This is a genomic window from Yoonia sp. 2307UL14-13 (assembly GCF_037572755.1).
In the GTDB taxonomy this organism is placed as follows: Bacteria; Pseudomonadota; Alphaproteobacteria; order Rhodobacterales; family Rhodobacteraceae; genus Yoonia.
On the sequence record NZ_JBBIFZ010000001.1, the window covers coordinates 382,855 to 398,915 of the forward strand.

The 16,061-nt window shown below is 59.7% G+C and carries 15 protein-coding genes; 9 read left to right on the plus strand and 6 right to left on the minus strand.

What is annotated here, in order from left to right; genetic code table 11:
• Positions 1-24: 24 nt before the first annotated feature.
• From prfB to V8J85_RS02030, 3 genes are all read left to right on the plus strand, one after another.
• Positions 25-1,149 (plus strand): peptide chain release factor 2, encoded by a 1,125-nt coding sequence (prfB, locus tag V8J85_RS02020; RefSeq protein ID WP_339951713.1) that lies wholly within the window; start codon positions 25-27, stop codon positions 1,147-1,149.
• Positions 1,139-1,684 (plus strand): hypothetical protein, encoded by a 546-nt coding sequence (locus V8J85_RS02025; protein WP_339951715.1) that lies wholly within the window; start codon positions 1,139-1,141, stop codon positions 1,682-1,684. Before prfB ends, V8J85_RS02025 begins: the two co-directional genes overlap by 11 nt.
• 73 nt (positions 1,685-1,757) lie before the next feature.
• A complete protein-coding gene (locus V8J85_RS02030) occupies positions 1,758-2,516 on the plus strand; it encodes a DUF2189 domain-containing protein (RefSeq protein ID WP_339953053.1) in 759 nt (252 codons plus the stop codon).
• Between the two features lie 78 nt (positions 2,517-2,594).
• Here V8J85_RS02030 and V8J85_RS02035 read toward each other — a convergent pair whose 3' ends face one another.
• From V8J85_RS02035 to bcp, 5 genes are all read right to left on the minus strand, one after another.
• Entirely contained in the window at positions 2,595-3,221 is a 627-nt protein-coding gene (locus tag V8J85_RS02035) for a LysE family translocator (protein ID WP_339951717.1), read from the minus strand.
• Between the two features lie 229 nt (positions 3,222-3,450).
• The gene (locus V8J85_RS02040) at positions 3,451-3,933 is read right to left on the minus strand and encodes a bactofilin family protein (protein WP_339951719.1); all 483 of its coding nucleotides are present in this window, start codon (positions 3,931-3,933) and stop codon (positions 3,451-3,453) included.
• Positions 3,923-5,230, minus strand: a complete 1,308-nt coding sequence (locus V8J85_RS02045) for a M23 family metallopeptidase (RefSeq protein ID WP_339951721.1) — start codon at positions 5,228-5,230, stop codon at positions 3,923-3,925. Before V8J85_RS02045 ends, V8J85_RS02040 begins: the two co-directional genes overlap by 11 nt.
• A gap of 161 nt (positions 5,231-5,391) precedes the next feature.
• Positions 5,392-6,186, minus strand: a complete 795-nt coding sequence (locus tag V8J85_RS02050; RefSeq protein WP_339953054.1) for a ferritin-like domain-containing protein — start codon at positions 6,184-6,186, stop codon at positions 5,392-5,394.
• An 11-nt stretch (positions 6,187-6,197) separates the two neighbouring features.
• The gene (gene bcp / locus V8J85_RS02055) at positions 6,198-6,665 is read right to left on the minus strand and encodes a thioredoxin-dependent thiol peroxidase (RefSeq protein ID WP_339951723.1); all 468 of its coding nucleotides are present in this window, start codon (positions 6,663-6,665) and stop codon (positions 6,198-6,200) included.
• 91 nt (positions 6,666-6,756) lie between these two features.
• On the opposite strand from bcp, the gene V8J85_RS02060 reads away from it, so the two are divergent.
• From V8J85_RS02060 to lpdA, 5 genes are all read left to right on the plus strand, one after another.
• On the plus strand, positions 6,757-10,041 hold the full coding sequence (locus V8J85_RS02060; protein ID WP_339951725.1) for a YhdP family protein: 3,285 nt from the start codon (positions 6,757-6,759) through the stop codon (positions 10,039-10,041).
• On the plus strand, positions 10,038-11,090 hold the full coding sequence (gene queA / locus V8J85_RS02065; protein WP_339951727.1) for a tRNA preQ1(34) S-adenosylmethionine ribosyltransferase-isomerase QueA: 1,053 nt from the start codon (positions 10,038-10,040) through the stop codon (positions 11,088-11,090). The genes V8J85_RS02060 and queA overlap by 4 nt, the downstream gene beginning before the upstream one ends.
• A 95-nt stretch (positions 11,091-11,185) precedes the next feature.
• Positions 11,186-12,472: an MFS transporter gene (locus V8J85_RS02070; protein ID WP_339951729.1), complete on the plus strand. Its 1,287-nt coding sequence runs from the start codon at positions 11,186-11,188 to the stop codon at positions 12,470-12,472.
• 129 nt (positions 12,473-12,601) lie between these two features.
• Positions 12,602-13,183, plus strand: a complete 582-nt coding sequence (locus tag V8J85_RS02075) for a DUF924 family protein (protein WP_339951731.1) — start codon at positions 12,602-12,604, stop codon at positions 13,181-13,183.
• Positions 13,184-13,283: 100 nt separating this feature from the next.
• Positions 13,284-14,681 carry a dihydrolipoyl dehydrogenase gene (gene lpdA, locus V8J85_RS02080; RefSeq protein WP_339951733.1) on the plus strand — a complete coding sequence of 466 codons (1,398 nt, stop codon included), beginning with the start codon at positions 13,284-13,286 and terminating at the stop codon, positions 14,679-14,681.
• Between the two features lie 260 nt (positions 14,682-14,941).
• Here the strand turns inward: lpdA and V8J85_RS02085 are convergent, their stop codons facing one another.
• Positions 14,942-15,391: a MarR family winged helix-turn-helix transcriptional regulator gene (locus V8J85_RS02085; protein ID WP_339951735.1), complete on the minus strand. Its 450-nt coding sequence runs from the start codon at positions 15,389-15,391 to the stop codon at positions 14,942-14,944.
• 77 nt (positions 15,392-15,468) lie between these two features.
• Between V8J85_RS02085 and V8J85_RS02090 the strand changes: the two genes are divergently transcribed.
• Positions 15,469-16,059: a hypothetical protein gene (locus V8J85_RS02090; protein ID WP_339951737.1), complete on the plus strand. Its 591-nt coding sequence runs from the start codon at positions 15,469-15,471 to the stop codon at positions 16,057-16,059.
• Positions 16,060-16,061 lie beyond the last annotated feature (2 nt).

A 16,061-nucleotide genomic window follows, 5' to 3' on the forward strand; every position in this document is an offset into this window, starting at 1 on the left:
CCAACGCCAAATCAGGTGCCGAACATGCGCGCAGAAATCCAGAACTCGGTTGACGCGATCGAAAAGTCGCTGGCGCTGCTTGCCCAGCGGATGGATCGCGACACCGCGCCGCATCGGTTGGAGGAATTCAACGCGCGGGTCGAGGATCCGACTTTGTGGGACAACCCCGACGCGGCGCAAAAGCTGATGCGCGAGCGACAGATGCTGGTCGATGCAATGGGGAATTACGATGGTATCAAGCAGGAATTGTCGGACAACGTCGAACTGATCGAACTGGGCGAGATGGAAGACGACGCCGATGTCGTCGCCGAGGCGGAGGCGGCGATCGTGGCTTTGGAGAAAAAGGCAGCCGAGAGGGAGCTTGAAGCGCTTTTGGATGGTGAGGCCGATGGCAACGACACCTTCCTTGAAATCAATGCGGGCGCCGGTGGCACGGAATCATGCGACTGGGCCAATATGCTGGCGCGCATGTATGTCCGCTGGGCCGAGAAGAAGGGTTACAAGGTCGAATTGCAATCCGAGCAGGCGGGGGATGAGGCCGGGATCAAATCCGCCGCTTACAAGATCACGGGCCACAACGCCTATGGCTGGTTGAAATCGGAGAGCGGCGTGCATCGCCTGGTCCGGATTTCGCCGTTCGATAGCGCGGCCAAGCGGCATACGTCGTTTACGTCGGTGAAGGTCTATCCGGTCGTCGACGACAATATCGAGATTGAGGTGAACCCGGCCGATATCCGCATCGATACCTATCGTTCTTCGGGCGCGGGCGGGCAGCACGTGAACACCACGGACTCGGCGGTGCGCATCACGCACCATCCGACGGGGATCGTCGTGACCAGTTCCGAGAAATCGCAGCACCAGAACCGCGACATCGCGATGAAGGCGCTGAAATCGCGGTTGTATCAGATGGAGTTGGACAAACGCTCGGCCCTGGTCAACGAAGCGCATGAAAGCGCGGGGGACGCGGGATGGGGAAACCAGATCCGTTCGTATGTGCTGCAGCCTTATCAGATGGTCAAGGACCTGCGGACGAACCATGAGACGTCGGACACCAAGGGTGTGCTGGACGGTGATCTAGACGGGTTCATGGCGGCCACCCTGGCGATGGACATGTCGGGTAAGGGTCGCGACGAGGCGCATGCCGATTAGGCTGGGCGTCTTGCCCGCCGCGCTGTTGCTGGCTGCATGTATGTCCGATGCGCCCGCGACTCGCGCCGCCGAGACGGTTCTGCGTGTCGATCCGAATTTCCCCGGGCTCGCCTATTGCATCGTCAACAGTGAGTTGGAGATCGGGGGCGTCCGTTTAGGTATGTCCGAGGCAGACGTGATCGCGCGATTGGGTACGCCTGATCGTATTCAGCGCACACCGGAATTGCGGGTGGACTATGTCAGCACGCGCTTGACCTATGACGGTTTGCTGGTCGATCTGCATGTGGGCGGTGTCGTGGATATCTATGCGACGTCCCCGCGCTGGACGACGCCTTCGGGTTTCGCTGTCGGTATGTCCCAACAAGCGGTCTGGGACATGTTCGGCGTGCCGCTCAATCGGATCGCGTCGTCGGAAGGTGATGCTTATCATCAGGTCTATGGCTGTGATTTCTCGGAACTTGGTGAGGGCCTTGAGGTCTTTATCGATGATGACCTGCGCGCCAGTGGTGTGACCGTGTTTTCGGATAAGCCATAGACGTGGTGCTTGATCCAGAACAAAGTTTTCCCGATGTCTTGATGCGATGGTGACGGTGGGGAGGGCGTGATTGATGGAGAGTGGCGGGGCAGAGCGGCCAGTGGTCAAAACGTTGCAGGTTGCCGATTTGCGCGCAGCCCTTTCGGCGGCCTGGCGCGACTTTCGCCGGGCCCCGCAATTCGGCCTGTTCTTCAGTGCGGTTTATGTCTTGGGTGGTTTTGTCTTGCTTTGGCTGGGGGCGGGGCATGTCACGTGGATCCTGACGGCGTCATTGGGGTTTCCGTTAATCGCGCCATTCGCTGCCGCTGGCATGTACGAGGTCAGCCGTCGGATCGAACAGGATCAGCCGCTGATCTGGGGTGAAATTCTGGGCGTTGTCTGGGCCGAACGGGGTCGGCAGCTCCCGTGGCTTGGGGCGATCATCGTGATATATTTTCTGTTCTGGACCTTTCTGGCCCACATGATCTTTGCCCTGTTCATGGGGTTGTCGGTGATGACGAATGTGTCGGACAGCTGGGACATTTTCCTGACACCCAACGGCCTGATGATGATTGGGGTCGAGGTGATCGTCGGCGCGGTTCTGGCGTTTCTGTTGTTTGCGCTGACTGTCATCAGCTTGCCATTGGTCTTGGATCGTGAGGTGGATTTTGTGACCGCCATGCTGGTCAGCATGCAGGCGGTGCAACGTAACCGGGTCGTCATGCTGATCTGGGCGCTGATCATCGCGGTTGCGACTTTCGCTGCGCTTTTGCCTTGGTTTTTGGGACTGATGATCGTCCTGCCGCTCTTGGGGCATGCGACATGGCATCTGTATCGGCGCGCGGTGGTGTAAGGGTCGTTGCCGGCGCGTGTCAGATCTCAAAGCCAAAGCCGCCGTTCGCCGCGCGGCAGGTAAGGCGTAAAGGGCGGACTAAGCCGACTTTGTAGCTCTTGCTGTGAAGACACCCGCAATGAACAGGCAACTCGCTCCCATGCGGTTCAATATCCGCATTGCGATAGGCTTGCGGAACTGCGTTCGCAGGCCATGCGCGCTGAAGAGCCAGAACAGGCTATTGAGAGCGGCAACCGCCAAGAAAGTCGCAGTAAGTACGGAAAACTGCTGAAAGATAGGTCCCGCAGGATTAACGAATTGCGGGACGAACGCGACATAAAAAGCCGGGCCCTTTGGGTTTAGCACGCTAATCAGGAATGACTGCCAGAAAAGTCCTTTCAGAGGCTTTGAGTTGGAAGCGTTCTCGACAGAAATTCCATCTACAGGTGCAGTCCAAAGCGAATAAGCAAGCCATATCAGGTAGATCGCTCCGGCCAACTTCAGAAGTGTGAACAGAAATGCAGACGTGGCCAAAACTGCACCCGCACCAGCCAGCGACAAAGACATTGCAACGAATGCGCCCAAGACAACACCGGGTACAGTCGCCATTCCGGAGCGTTTACCCTCGCGGATCGCGTAATTGACGGTCAGAACGACAGCAGGGCCGGGAATGAGAACGACGATTGCGCTTGCCACGACAAACGCCAGCCAAGTTTCATATATCATAAGTTGCCCCGCTTCCTTTCACCAAAGACAGTAAATACCTAAACCGTTCTGCCGAGAAGGAGAATTCTGCACGTGCATGGTTAGGAGGTCAAAATCCCATTTCGCCGCATGCCGCCCCAACGACTGCTTATCTGACTGTTCCATTTCTCAAAGAAACTGGGCCTATTGATTGACCAAAGAAAAAGGGCACCCGTTTGGGTGCCCTTTCAAAAATCGATGTTGTCGGACCTTAGCTCTTGGGCGCTTCGCCCGGGGCCGCCGTTGGCATCTTCTTTGCGCCGGTGGCCAAGGGGTCATCCTGGCGCTGGACAGAGCCTTCGAAGTGGGCGCCGGACTCTATGGCGATCGTTTTGTGGATGATGTCGCCCTCGACCCGTGCGGTCGATGTCAGGCGCACCTTGAGCCCGCGTACGCGGCCCACGACGCGGCCATTGACGACGACATCGTCGGCCATGACTTCGCCCTTGACGGTGGCGCCTTCGCCGACGGTCAGCAGGTGTGCACGCACGTCGCCCTCGACCTGGCCTTCGACATTGACGTCACCGGTGGTCTTGATGTTGCCGGTGATCAGCAGGTCGGCGGACAGAACGGATGCCGGTGGCTTGGCCGTCGGTGCGCCGGTCTTGGCCGGGGGCGTTTTGCCCGCATCGGCGTTTTTGTCCTTGTCCGCAGCCTTTGGGCCAGGGTCGTTGATTTTGGATTTAGAAAACATTTTGTCCCGCTCTTATGTAGGTCATAGGGTTAACAGGTTTGCCCCCAACGCGAACCTCGTAGTGTAGGTGTGGGCCAGTCGACCGTCCGGAATTGCCCATATCACCAATTCTTTCGCCACGCGAGACTCTTTGTCCGACGGTGACGCGCATTGCGTTCAAGTGTGCGTATCTTGTCTCAATCCCAAAGTCGTGCCGGATCTTGATCAGGCGGCCATAGCCGGACGACCAGCTGGCATGCGTGACCACACCATCGGCGGTCGCGTAGATCGGTGTGCCGATCGGCCCTGCGAAATCGGTGCCTGCGTGCAGGCGGCCCCATCGCGGACCAAAGCCGGATGTGAACCGGAAGTTGGATTTGACCGGGATGTCGAACGGTGACTTTTCGGCGGCCAAACGATACAGGTTGATCCGGTCCATCGACGCCAGGATCGCGTTGGCGCGCGATGCGTCCGGATCAGGCGCGCCGCCGCGGGTCGAGAACTGCATGGGTGTCAGCGGACCGCCGGTGCCGGAATAGCCGCGACGCACCTGTTCGATCAGGCTGTCGGGATTCATGCCGGCGGCGCGAAACATTTCATCCAGCGGTTCGACCGAGACCAGCATCGCCTCTTCCAGTTGCCGGAAGATCTGATCGTTGCGTTCCTGCAGAAGCCGCAGTTCCAGTTCCATTTCGGTCGCGTGTTCGATGGCGAATTCGGCGTCGGCCGCGATCATATCCCGCTCGGCTGCGGTTTCCGCCAATGCGTTCGCAAGCAGATCAACCGTGCCAACTGCGTCTCCGCTGATCGTCGCGTCGCCGTTATCATCAGTTTCGGCAGACAGCGCGGCGATTTCGGCGCGCGCCGCTTCGCGTGCTTTCATCGCGTCGCGCAGGGTGGCCTGAACGGCCTCCATCCCGGTTTCAAGCTCGCGCCGTTTCTCTTCGGTCGCCAGCAGTTCGGATTGCATGATTGAAATCTGTCGCAGCGCGGAATTGAAACGCTCTTGCGCCGCGATCGCCTCGGCCGCGCGCGAATCCCGATCCTCGGACAATGCGTTTAGCCGCTGTTCATATGTCAGTTGATCCCGTTGCGCCTGCGCGCGGAAATTCCCGGCGCCGATACTGTCCATCAGCAGGATGGCTGTGGCGACGATCGTCCAGGCCACAACGATCGTGCTGCCGGTCCAGGCGACCAGTTGCGTTTCCGGCTTTAGCCGGATGAACCGCGTTTCGGTGTCCGACCTGAGAAAAAGCCGCTTCTCGGGAAACACCCGCTCGAGCGTGTGGTGGATTTTCGTCGCTAGTCGTGATCGCACGATGCCTGTCCCGTCCCTTGTCTTTGCCGGCCCCCATCCGGACTTTGCGCACTGTGTTAGTGAGCGATAGGCCCGGCTGCAAGATTTTTACGCATTTGGCGACGTTTCGCACCGCTGCGTCAGCGTTTGCGCGGGGTTTTGCCGATAATCCGTCGTTTACGTCAGGTCAGACCGCGTTGCTTTTGCGCAAGCGGCCAATAGAAATCGGGTGGAATGCCTGCCTCGGCCCGTTTTTCCTCGTTGAAGGGTGGTTTCAGCGACCCGTGAAAATGCTTGCGCACAAGGTCGTGGAAGACGCCCGTCGGGTCAAGGTTGTGCCGCCCACAAAGGAAGTGGAACCATTTGGAGCCATAGGCGACGTGGTGTACCTCTTCGGCGTAAATCACCTGGAGCGCGGCGACGGCCTGATCAACCTTGGCCCGCTTGAAGATGTCGATCATGCCGGGGGTGACGTTGAGCCCGCGTGCCTCGAGCACCATGGGCACGACGGCAAGCCGCCCCATCAGGTCATCGACGGTATCCTCGGCCGCGCGCCACATGCCTGCATGGGCGGGCAGGGCACCGTAATGGCTGCCAAGCGCCTCAAGACAATCGCAGACAAGGTTGAAGTGTTTGGATTCCTCGTCTGCCGCCTTGACCCAATCGTCATAGAATCCCATCGGCAGGGGTGTGTCGGTAAACCGCGCGATGATGTCCCAGTGCAGATCGACCGCGTTCAGTTCGATATGCGCGACCGCGTGAAGGAGCGCGATCCGCCCGGCTTCCGACCCCGGTTTGCGATGCGGGACATCCCGTGGGTTCAACAGTTCGGGCTTGTCAGGGCGGGCCGGGCGCAGGGGCGGTTTGGCGTGACCGATGGCGATGGTGTCGCGGTTTGACCGCCACTGCGCGGCATAGTCCCGGGACAGTGCGGTCTTGGCACGCCCGTCCGCCGTTTGCAGAACGGCCACGGCCATTTCGGCCAGGTTCACAGTGATTTCACTGCATCGAGCACGGCGTCGACATGCCCCGGTACCTTAACCTTGCGCCAGACCTGGGCGATCTTACCGTCGGCGCCGATCAGGAAAGTCGCGCGTTCGATGCCCATGTATTTCTTGCCATACATGCTTTTTTCGACCCAGACGCCGTAGCGTTCGCAGACGTCACCTTCCTCATCCGAAAGCAGGATGACTTTCAGATCGTGTTTCGACACGAATTTGTCGTGCTTTTTGACGCTGTCCTTGGAGACCCCCAGGATGACGGTATTCAGATCGTCGAAGGCCTGCAGATTCTCGGAAAACCCGATCGCCTCTTTCGTGCAGCCGGACGTGTCATCACGCGGATAGAAATACAGCACGACGTTCTTGCCCGCGAAGTCGGACAGGTTCACCATGTCGCCGCCATCGCGGGGGAGGTTGATATCCGGCGCAGTATCGCCAATCGTCAGCTCACTCATCTTGGCATCCTTCCTGCAAATTGTTTTCTTGGTGTGGTTTTAGCCTGCACGTGGCAAAGTTAAAGGGTGGCCTGACCCGGAAAGGAGCGTTTTGTCCGAAGACCCCGAACCAGAAACCGACGCCGCGCCAAAGCCGTCACGCCGTGGGCGGTGGCTGTTCTGGTTCCGCGTACTTTGGGTTCTGACGCTGAGTCCGTTGGTCTTTGCCGTGGTCGCAGCCGTGATGTTGATGGATCGTGATATCAGCGCGCCGACATGGATCGTCAATCTGGTCGAGGAACGTGCGGCCCAGGTTTTGGGCGGTGGCGCGTTGGAGTTCGGTGCGGTCGACTTGCACGTTGGTTGGGACCTTCATCCGACCGTGCGGTTGCGGGACGTGGCCTTACGTGATGCCGATGGAACGTTGATCACGCAGGTGCCACAGGCCGAGGGGTTGATGTCGCCGCGCGGCCTGATCTTTCGGCGCGAAGTATTGATGCAGCAAATCCGGCTGCAGGGTGCCCAGATTGATCTGCGTCGCGCCCGGGACGGCAGTGTCGCGGTTTCCTTTGGTGCGGGCGGGCGCAACGCGGGGGAGGCGCCGTCGCTGGTCGCGCTGCTGGAACAATTCGACAATGCGCTTGAGGAAGGGCCCTTAGAGGCGTTGGAGACCGTCGATATCGCGGGCGTGGTCGTCAACTTTGACGATGCCCGCGCAGGCCGTAGCTGGGTCGTCGATGGTGGAGAGTTGTCGCTTGACCTGCGCGATGATCAGACGCTGTTGCGCGGTAACTTTACCCTCTTGTCCGGTCGAGCCGAGGTGACGACGGCGAGCCTGTCCTATACCAGCCCAAGGGGTAGCAGGACTGCCACGCTGGGCCTGAACATCGACAATGCCATTGCTGCGGATATCGCAGCGCAATCGCCGGCCTTGCGCTGGCTGACGAATGTCGATGCACCGTTGTCCGCCGCCTTGCGCACCAGCCTTGACGTCAACGGAGCCCTCGGGCCGCTGAACGCGACCTTGGAGATCGGCAAGGGCGCGCTGCGTCCCAATCAGGCGACAGAACCCGTGTTGTTCGATGCCGCCAAGACATATCTGACCTATGACCCCGCACGTGACCGGATCAGGTTCAACGAAATCGACGTGCAAACCGAGTGGGGCAGCGTGAAAGGCAGCGGTGATGCCTATCTGCGAGAATTTGTGGATGATTTGCCGCGGGCCCTGCTGGCGCAGATCCAACTGCGCGATATCCGTCTCAATCCCGCTGGGCTTTATACCGATTTTCTGGAGGTCGATGGGGCTGTGGCCGATGTCAGGTTACGCTTCGCACCATTCGCGCTCGAAATCGGGCAAGTGGTCGTGAATGACGGCGCCGCGCGATTGATGGGCGCAGGTGAAGTCGCGGCGACGGATGCCGGATGGCAGGTCGCGCTGGACACCAACGTGGACGAGATGAGCCCGCAGCAGATGCTGTCATACTGGCCCGAGGGGTTCAGGCCGGGCACGCGGCGCTGGTTTGCCGAGAACCTGCAGGCCGGGCGATTGGTGGATGGGCACGGGGGCCTGCGGATCGGGCCAGATGTGCCGGTCCGGTTCGCCGGTCATTTCGGGTTTGACGCCGCGCGCATACAGTTCATGCGGACGATGCCCGCGATCACGGACGCGACGGGCACCGGTTTTCTGGCCGATAACGCGCTGACCATTGCGCTGGATCGGGGGAAAATGGCCGGACCGCAAGGGGGTGACCTGACGCTGGACGGATCGGTCTTTACGATCCCGACGCTGGGCATCAGGGATCCGCCTGCGACGATCGACCTTGCGGTGGAAAGCTCCGTCACCGCGATCCTGTCGGTACTGAACCGTCCGCCGTTCACGCTCATGGATCGGGCCAATATGCCGGAAACGCTGGTCGATGGCCGCGCCACGGTCAGCGGGCGGATGGCGATGCCGTTAAAGCCGCGCATCCCGCGTGAGGAGCTGATCTATGACTTCAGGGCAGATGTCACCCGCGCGCGCAGCACGGCGATCGTGCCTGAGCGTGTTTTGACGGCCTCCGCCGTGACAGTCGCGGTCGATCCGGAGGAGCTGAATATCAGCGGCCCGGTCCGGGTTGACGGGCTGCCGATGGAGATCGACTGGTCCCGGATGATGACCCCCGGCAGCAGCGGCAGCACATTGCAGGCGCGCACGCAGGTTTCGCCGGATTTTCTGGAAACCTTTGGTATTGCCTTGCCACCTGGTACGGTGACCGGTCGTGCGCCTGCCGATCTGGCGGTGCGCCTGTCGCCCAATGGTCCGCCGACATTCACGCTGCGCTCTGATCTGCGGGGCGCGCGCGTCAATATTCCGCCGTTGGGATGGACGAAGGCTGCCGACAGCGCCGGGACGCTACTGGTCGAAGGGACGCTGGGCCCCGTGCCCCGGGTGTCCAATCTGGCGCTGGATGCGGCAGGCCTTAGGGCGCGGGGCGTAGTGGAGTTGGACACCGACTTGCAACTGGCCACCGCCCGTTTCAGCCAGTTGCAAGTCGGAGATTGGTTCAATGCGCCTATCACGTTGCGCGGTCGCGGCCGGGGCGTGCCCGTCGGCGTCGAGATCGGGGGCGGCACGGTCGATCTGCGCCGCGCCCGGTTCGGCGGCGGGCAGGGGCAGGGCGGTCCGGTGACGATCGCGCTGGATCGGCTGCAAGTGACCGAAGGCATCGCGCTGACCGGTTTTCGCGGTGAATTCAGCAATGCCAGCGGGTTTACGGGGAACTTTTCCGCGCGGATCAATGGTGCGACGGCGTTGCGCGGGTCGGTTGCGCCGCGCAATGGACGGTCTGCGGTCAGGCTGGTGTCAGACGATGCAGGCGGTGTGGCCCGCGCCGCGGGATTCATGCGCAATGGGGTGGGTGGGACCCTAGATCTGACACTGCTGCCCACGGGCGGCGCGGGCACGTTTGACGGGTTTCTGGCGATAAGGGGCATTCGCGTCCGCGATGCACCGACGATGGCCGCCCTTTTGGATGCGATCAGCGTCGTCGGCCTTTTGCAGCAACTTGATGGGCAGGGTCTTGCCTTTGACGAGGTTGATGCACGGTTCCGCCTGACCCCGCAGCAGATGATCATCACAGAGGCAAGCGCCGTCGGACCGGGTCTTGGCATTTCGGTGGACGGGCTCTACACGCTCGCTTCGAAACAGTTGGATTTGCAGGGTGTCGTGTCACCATTTTACCTGGTCAACAGTATCGGATCGTTCCTGACCCGGCGGGGTGAGGGGCTGATCGGGTTCAACTTTAATATCGCAGGCACGGCGGATCGTCCGCAGGTGAATGTGAACCCGCTATCGGCCTTCACCCCCGGTATGTTCCGCGAGATTTTCCGCCGGCCGCCGCCGGTCGTGACCCAATGAAGCTAAGCAATTTCGATTTCGATCTGCCCGAGCGGTTGATCGCGACACGGCCCGCGCGCCCCCGGTCGTCGGCCCGGTTATTGCTGGCGGAGGGTGCAACGATTGCGGATCGGATCGTGAATGAACTGCCGGATATTCTGCGCCCTGGCGACAGGCTGGTGCTCAATGATACCAAGGTGATCCCGGCCCGGCTGTCCGGGCTGCGGCATCGGTCGGGCGAGGCTGGTGAGACGTCTGCGCGGATCGAAGTGACACTGCTGGAGCCGCGGGCGGATGGAACCTGGGCCGCGCTGGTCAAGCCATTGAAGAAGGTGCGGGATGGCGAGCGCGTCGTCTTTTCGGACGCGCTGTCGGCGACGGTCGAAGGGCGGGGTGATGGGCAGGCATACCTGCGGTTCAATATGACGGGTGATGATTTCGACGCTGCCTTGGCGGATGTCGGTGCGATGCCGTTGCCGCCTTACATCGCGGCCAAGCGTCCGGCGGACGAGGCGGACAACGATGATTATCAGACCTATTGGGCCAAGCATGCGGGGGCTGTCGCCGCGCCGACGGCTTCGCTGCATTTCGACGGCCCGTTGCTCGCGGCCTTGGAGGCGCGGGGCGTGCAGTTCACCCATGTGACGCTGCATGTGGGCGCGGGGACGTTTCTGCCGGTGAAAGTGGATGATATTCGAGATCACAAGATGCATGCGGAATGGGGAGAGGTCACGGCCAAGGCCGCGGCTGAGATCAACGCGACCAAAGCCGCGGGCGGGCGGGTGATCCCGGTGGGCACGACAGCTTTGAGGTTGATCGAAAGTGCGGCGCAGGATGGCGCGATGGCGTCGTGGGAGGGGCCGACCGACATTTTCATCACCCCCGGTTTCCAGTTCCAGATCGCCGATGGGCTGATGACGAATTTCCACCTGCCGAAATCGACGCTGATGATGCTGGTGTCCGCCCTGATGGGGGGCGAGGTGATCCGGGACATCTATGCGCATGCGATTGCAGAGGAATATCGGTTTTTCAGCTATGGGGACTCGTCGCTTTTGCTGCCGAACGACTGAAGGCCGCAGACAGGCGCGGCGGGGTCGTTTTCGGGTGATGAAATCGTTATCGAATCGTGACATAGGCCGACTGAACGCGGCGAAGGATCGGACGGATGTTTCAGGTACTGAGCGGATCATGGGCCCTATTCCTGGGCGTTTACATGTTGATGATCGGCAATGGCCTGCAGGGGACGTTGCTGGGTCTGCGGGGTGACCTGGAGGGGTTCAGCACGTTCAGCCTGTCGGTCGTGATGTCCGCCTACTTTCTGGGGTTCCTGTTCAGTTCGCGCTTCACCCCGGAGCTGATCCGCAGGGTCGGGCATGTGCGGGTTTTCGCAGCACTTGGGTCGACAATCTCGGCGATTTTGATCCTGTATCCGGTGCTGGTCGAACCGTGGGCCTGGACGATCGGGCGTGTCGTGATCGGCTTTTGTTTCTGCGGCGTCTATATCACCGCCGAAAGCTGGCTGAACGACGCCTCGACCAATGAGACACGCGGCAAGTCCCTGTCGCTTTACATGATCGTGCAGATGGCGGGGATCGTGACGGCGCAATACATCGTCAGTCGTGGGGACGTGTCGGGCTTTGCCTTGTTCATCATTCCATCGGTGCTCGTCTCGCTTGCCTTTGCGCCGATTCTGTTGTCGATCCGTCCGATGCCGGCGTTCGAGCAGACCAAGCCGATGACGATCCGTGAGGTCATCGATGCATCGCCCCTCGCCTGTTTCGGGATGTTCATGCTGGGCGGCGTTTTCGCGGCGCAGTTCGGAATGTCAGCCATCTATGCCAGTCGCGTCGGTCTTAGCCTTGGCGAGATTTCGTTCTTTATTTCCGCGATCTATGTGTCGGCTTTGGTGTTGCAGTATCCGATCGGCTATCTGTCCGATCGCATCGACCGCCGCGACCTGATCATCTGGATTTCGATTATCGGAGGCGTAGGGTCGCTGCCGGCCTTTTTTGTCTCTGACAGCTTTTTTCTTATCGTCCTGAGTGGCGCGATCGTCGGCGGCACGTCGAACCCGCTTTATGCGCTGCTGATCGCCTATACGAACGACTATCTGCAGAAAGAGGATATGGCAGCGGCCTCGGGCGGGTTGTTGTTCATCAACGGGGTCGGGGCGATCATGGGCCCGCTGATCGTGGGATGGATGATGGATACGGTCGGCAATAACGGGTTCTGGTTATTCACGGCCGCGCTGATGCTGGGCATCGGGGTATATGGTCTGTACCGGGCGACGCAGCGCAGCCGCAGCGACATGGATGTTGAGACGGTGCCCTATGCCGCGGTCTCGGCGTCGTCCACGGCGGTGGTCGCCGAGGTGGCGCAGGAGGTTTACATCGAAGCCGAAGAAGAGGCGGCGGGGGAGGATGAGCAAAGCTCTGCTTGGCCGGGCTACTGACCCTTTTCGCGGCGCGAGCATCGTGACAGATGGAAGGATCATGTGATCAATGGTGGAAAGGAATACCTTGTCAGCATTGGTTTTCTTTGTTTCCCTAATCTAGGGGAAGGCCGCGTGAGGATAAAGAAGATGGCGACCGCCGATGATGTTTTGCGTTTCTGGTTGGACGAGTGCAGCCCCGCCGATTGGTACAAATCCGATTTGGATTTCGACGCCCTGATCCGTGACAGTTTTTTGGAAACCTGGCAGCAGGCCTGCGATGGTGCGCTGGGCCTTTGGTTGACTTACCCGTCGGGGACGCTGGCCTATATCATCCTGACCGATCAATTTCCACGGAACATGTTCCGTGAGCAGGCCAAAGCGTTCGAGACCGATCCAATGGGTCTGGCGGCGGCCAAAATGGCGGTCGATCGTAAGTGGGACCTGAGGATCGACGAACCGGCGCGCCAGTTCTTTTACCTGCCGCTGATGCATTCCGAAAACCTGTGCGATCAGGATCGTGCCGTGCGGCTGATCCATACGCGGATGCCAGAGCATGGGGCGAATAACGAACAACACGCGCAGGCGCACCGGCAGGTGATCCGCGATTTCGGTCGTTTTCCCTATCGCAACGCTGCATTGGGCCGCCGCACGACCCCGGCCGAGCAGACGTTTCTGGATGCCGGCGGTTATGGCGCCGCGATCAAGGCGGTGCAACAAGCGGCGGAGTGACGCATTGCGCTGATTGCGGGGCGGCTATGCCGCTACGTCACTAGTGGTTCTCAGCAATATAGTTTAGCGTTCAACCAAATCGGATTTGGAGGGCGAGGCTATGGCTGACAAGAACTTTGACCTGATCGTGATCGGCGCAGGACCGGGTGGTTATGTGGCCGCCATTCGTGGCGCGCAGTTGGGCATGAAGGTTGCCGTTGTCGAGCGCGAGCATCTGGGCGGCATCTGTCTGAACTGGGGCTGTATTCCGACGAAAGCCATGCTGCGATCGTCGGAAGTGTTTCATTTGATGCACCGCGCCAAGGAATTCGGGCTGAAGGCCAGCGGGATTGATTATGATCTGGACGCCGTTGTGAAACGGTCGCGCGATGTGGCCGGGCAGTTATCGGGCGGTGTTGGCCACCTTTTGAAGAAAAACAAAGTCACGATGGTGATGGGAGAGGCGAGTATCCCGGCCAAGGGTAAAGTGAGCGTTAAGGGTGAGAAGGGTACTGAGGACCTGACCGCCAAGAATATAATTCTGGCCACCGGCGCCCGTGCGCGCGAACTGCCGGGGCTTGAGGCCGATGGTGATCTGGTCTGGACCTATAAGCACGCGCTGAAACCGCCGCGGATGCCGAAGAAATTGCTGGTGATCGGCTCTGGCGCGATCGGGATCGAGTTTGCCAGTTTCTACAATACGCTGGGCTGTGACACGACCGTGGTCGAGGTCATGGACCGTGTTCTGCCGGTGGAAGATGCGGAGATTTCGGCATTCGCCAAGAAGCAATTCACCAAGCAGGGCATGAAGATCATGGAGAAATCCATGGTCAAGCAACTGGATCGTGCAAAGGGCAAAGTGACCGCCCATATCGAGGCTGGCGGCAAGGTCGAAAAGCACGATTTTGACACTGTTATCAGTGCGGTAGGCATTGTCGGCAATGTCGAAGGGCTTGGCCTTGAAAAGCTGGGCGTGAAGGTCGATCGGACCCATGTCGTGACCGATGAATTCTGCCGCACGGGGGTCGAGGGGCTTTATGCGATCGGGGATATCGCCGGGGCGCCCTGGTTGGCGCACAAGGCGTCGCATGAGGGCGTGATGGTGGCCGAGTTGATTGCGGGCAAGAACGATGTGCATCCCGTGAAGCCGGAGAGCATTGCAGGCTGTACGTATTGCCATCCGCAGGTCGCATCCGTCGGGTATTCGGAGGCGAAGGCGAAAGAGTTGGGGTACGATATCAAGGTCGGCCGTTTTCCTTTTATCGGGAATGGCAAGGCGATTGCCCTGGGTGAGCCCGAGGGGATGGTGAAGACGGTTTTTGATAATAAAACCGGGGAGTTATTGGGCGCCCATATGGTGGGTGCCGAAGTGACCGAGTTGATCCAGGGCTATGTGGTTGGCCGTCAGTTGGAGACGACGGAAGAGGACCTGATGCACACCGTGTTCCCGCATCCGACGCTGTCTGAGATGATGCATGAAAGCGTGCTGGATGCCTATGGGAAGGCGATCCATTTTTGACCGGCAAGGTGGGTCGAGACCCACCTTACGCCGCCCGAGAATCGATGGTTAACGGGGGCGAGACGGCCGGAAATCGGTATATGAAAATCATATGAATTTCATATGAGTCCCATATGACTCTCGCGCGCGGTTTAACGCACCGTGCGGTGAAAATGGGCTCTGCTCGGGTGGGGCAGGAGTGTGGTAACAGTCGTTCACGCGGTTTTTGACGAAAGCGGGCTGAGAGCCCAAAGAACCATTGTTCTGCTTTGAGTCGAATGTCAGCTTTCGGAAGACTGACCGATAGCATCGGCAATTTTAGCCATCGCCTGCAAGAACTTCGGTCGTTCCGGCGGAGACAACGCATCCAGCATCGCTGCGGCGTTTCGTTTGTCCTGCCGCTCGATCGCGGCGAGCACATCTTTGCCATCATCGGTGAGACTGATGGTAATAGCGCGCCTGTCAGTCTTGTCAGCCGCCGTCACCACCAGCCCCTTTTTCAGCAGCGCTTTGACGGCTGCAGAAATTGTCGTGCGTGGAACGGCAAGATCAGCCGCAATATCTGAGGGGCGCGTCATCTGGTTGGCGCCCACGATACGAAGCATCTGAAAGTGAAGTGGATTGAAAGCCAATCGCCCTTCGGCTGGGGCGCCTTTCCGGCCGGTCACCAACAAGTTTCTGATGATCGTGCTGATGTGTTTGGCGAGTTGCTCGTTTGAACCTTCAGACATTTCCCGCGCTTCCCTTGAATAATGCGAACTTCGCATCATGTAGTGCGATATATGCACTAAAAGAGCGGATGCACATCATGCGACTTCCCCTACTTGCCCTTGGCCTCGCGATCATTCTAGCAGGTTGCAACGAACCCTCAATTCCGACAGAGCCGCCCGAGTTGACGGAACCACCCGAAGTTGCGACTTCCGGTTTTCTCACGGCCTATACCGCGCAAACAATAGCAATGCCGGTCGCGGATGTACGAACATTCATGGAGGCGCAACCGCTGACGAGCTTTCTCGAACCTACAGAAAACATCGCGAACCCGGTCGAAAGCGAAGTGATCCGGGGAGTATGGCCGAACCCGGGTGCATACCGCTGGCTCAAACTTGCAGATGGGCACTACATCATCGAACGGATCCTCGAAAACGAGGAAGACTTCTTCAAATACCAGGTCTTTGTCTTCACCAATGCCACCGGGCAAGGCGTTGAACAAATCGTGGGTGAGCAGCGATTTGTGTCGGTAGATAGCGGTACGCGGTTGGAATGGACCTACAACGTTCTGCCCACCAATTTCGTCACACGGCAATTCGTCCGACGCAGCATGGATGAAATAGAGACCTATATCTCCGGTGGCCTTGAAGGCTTTGCAGCAGCGGCCAACGCATCGATAGCAGAGGAGTAGGC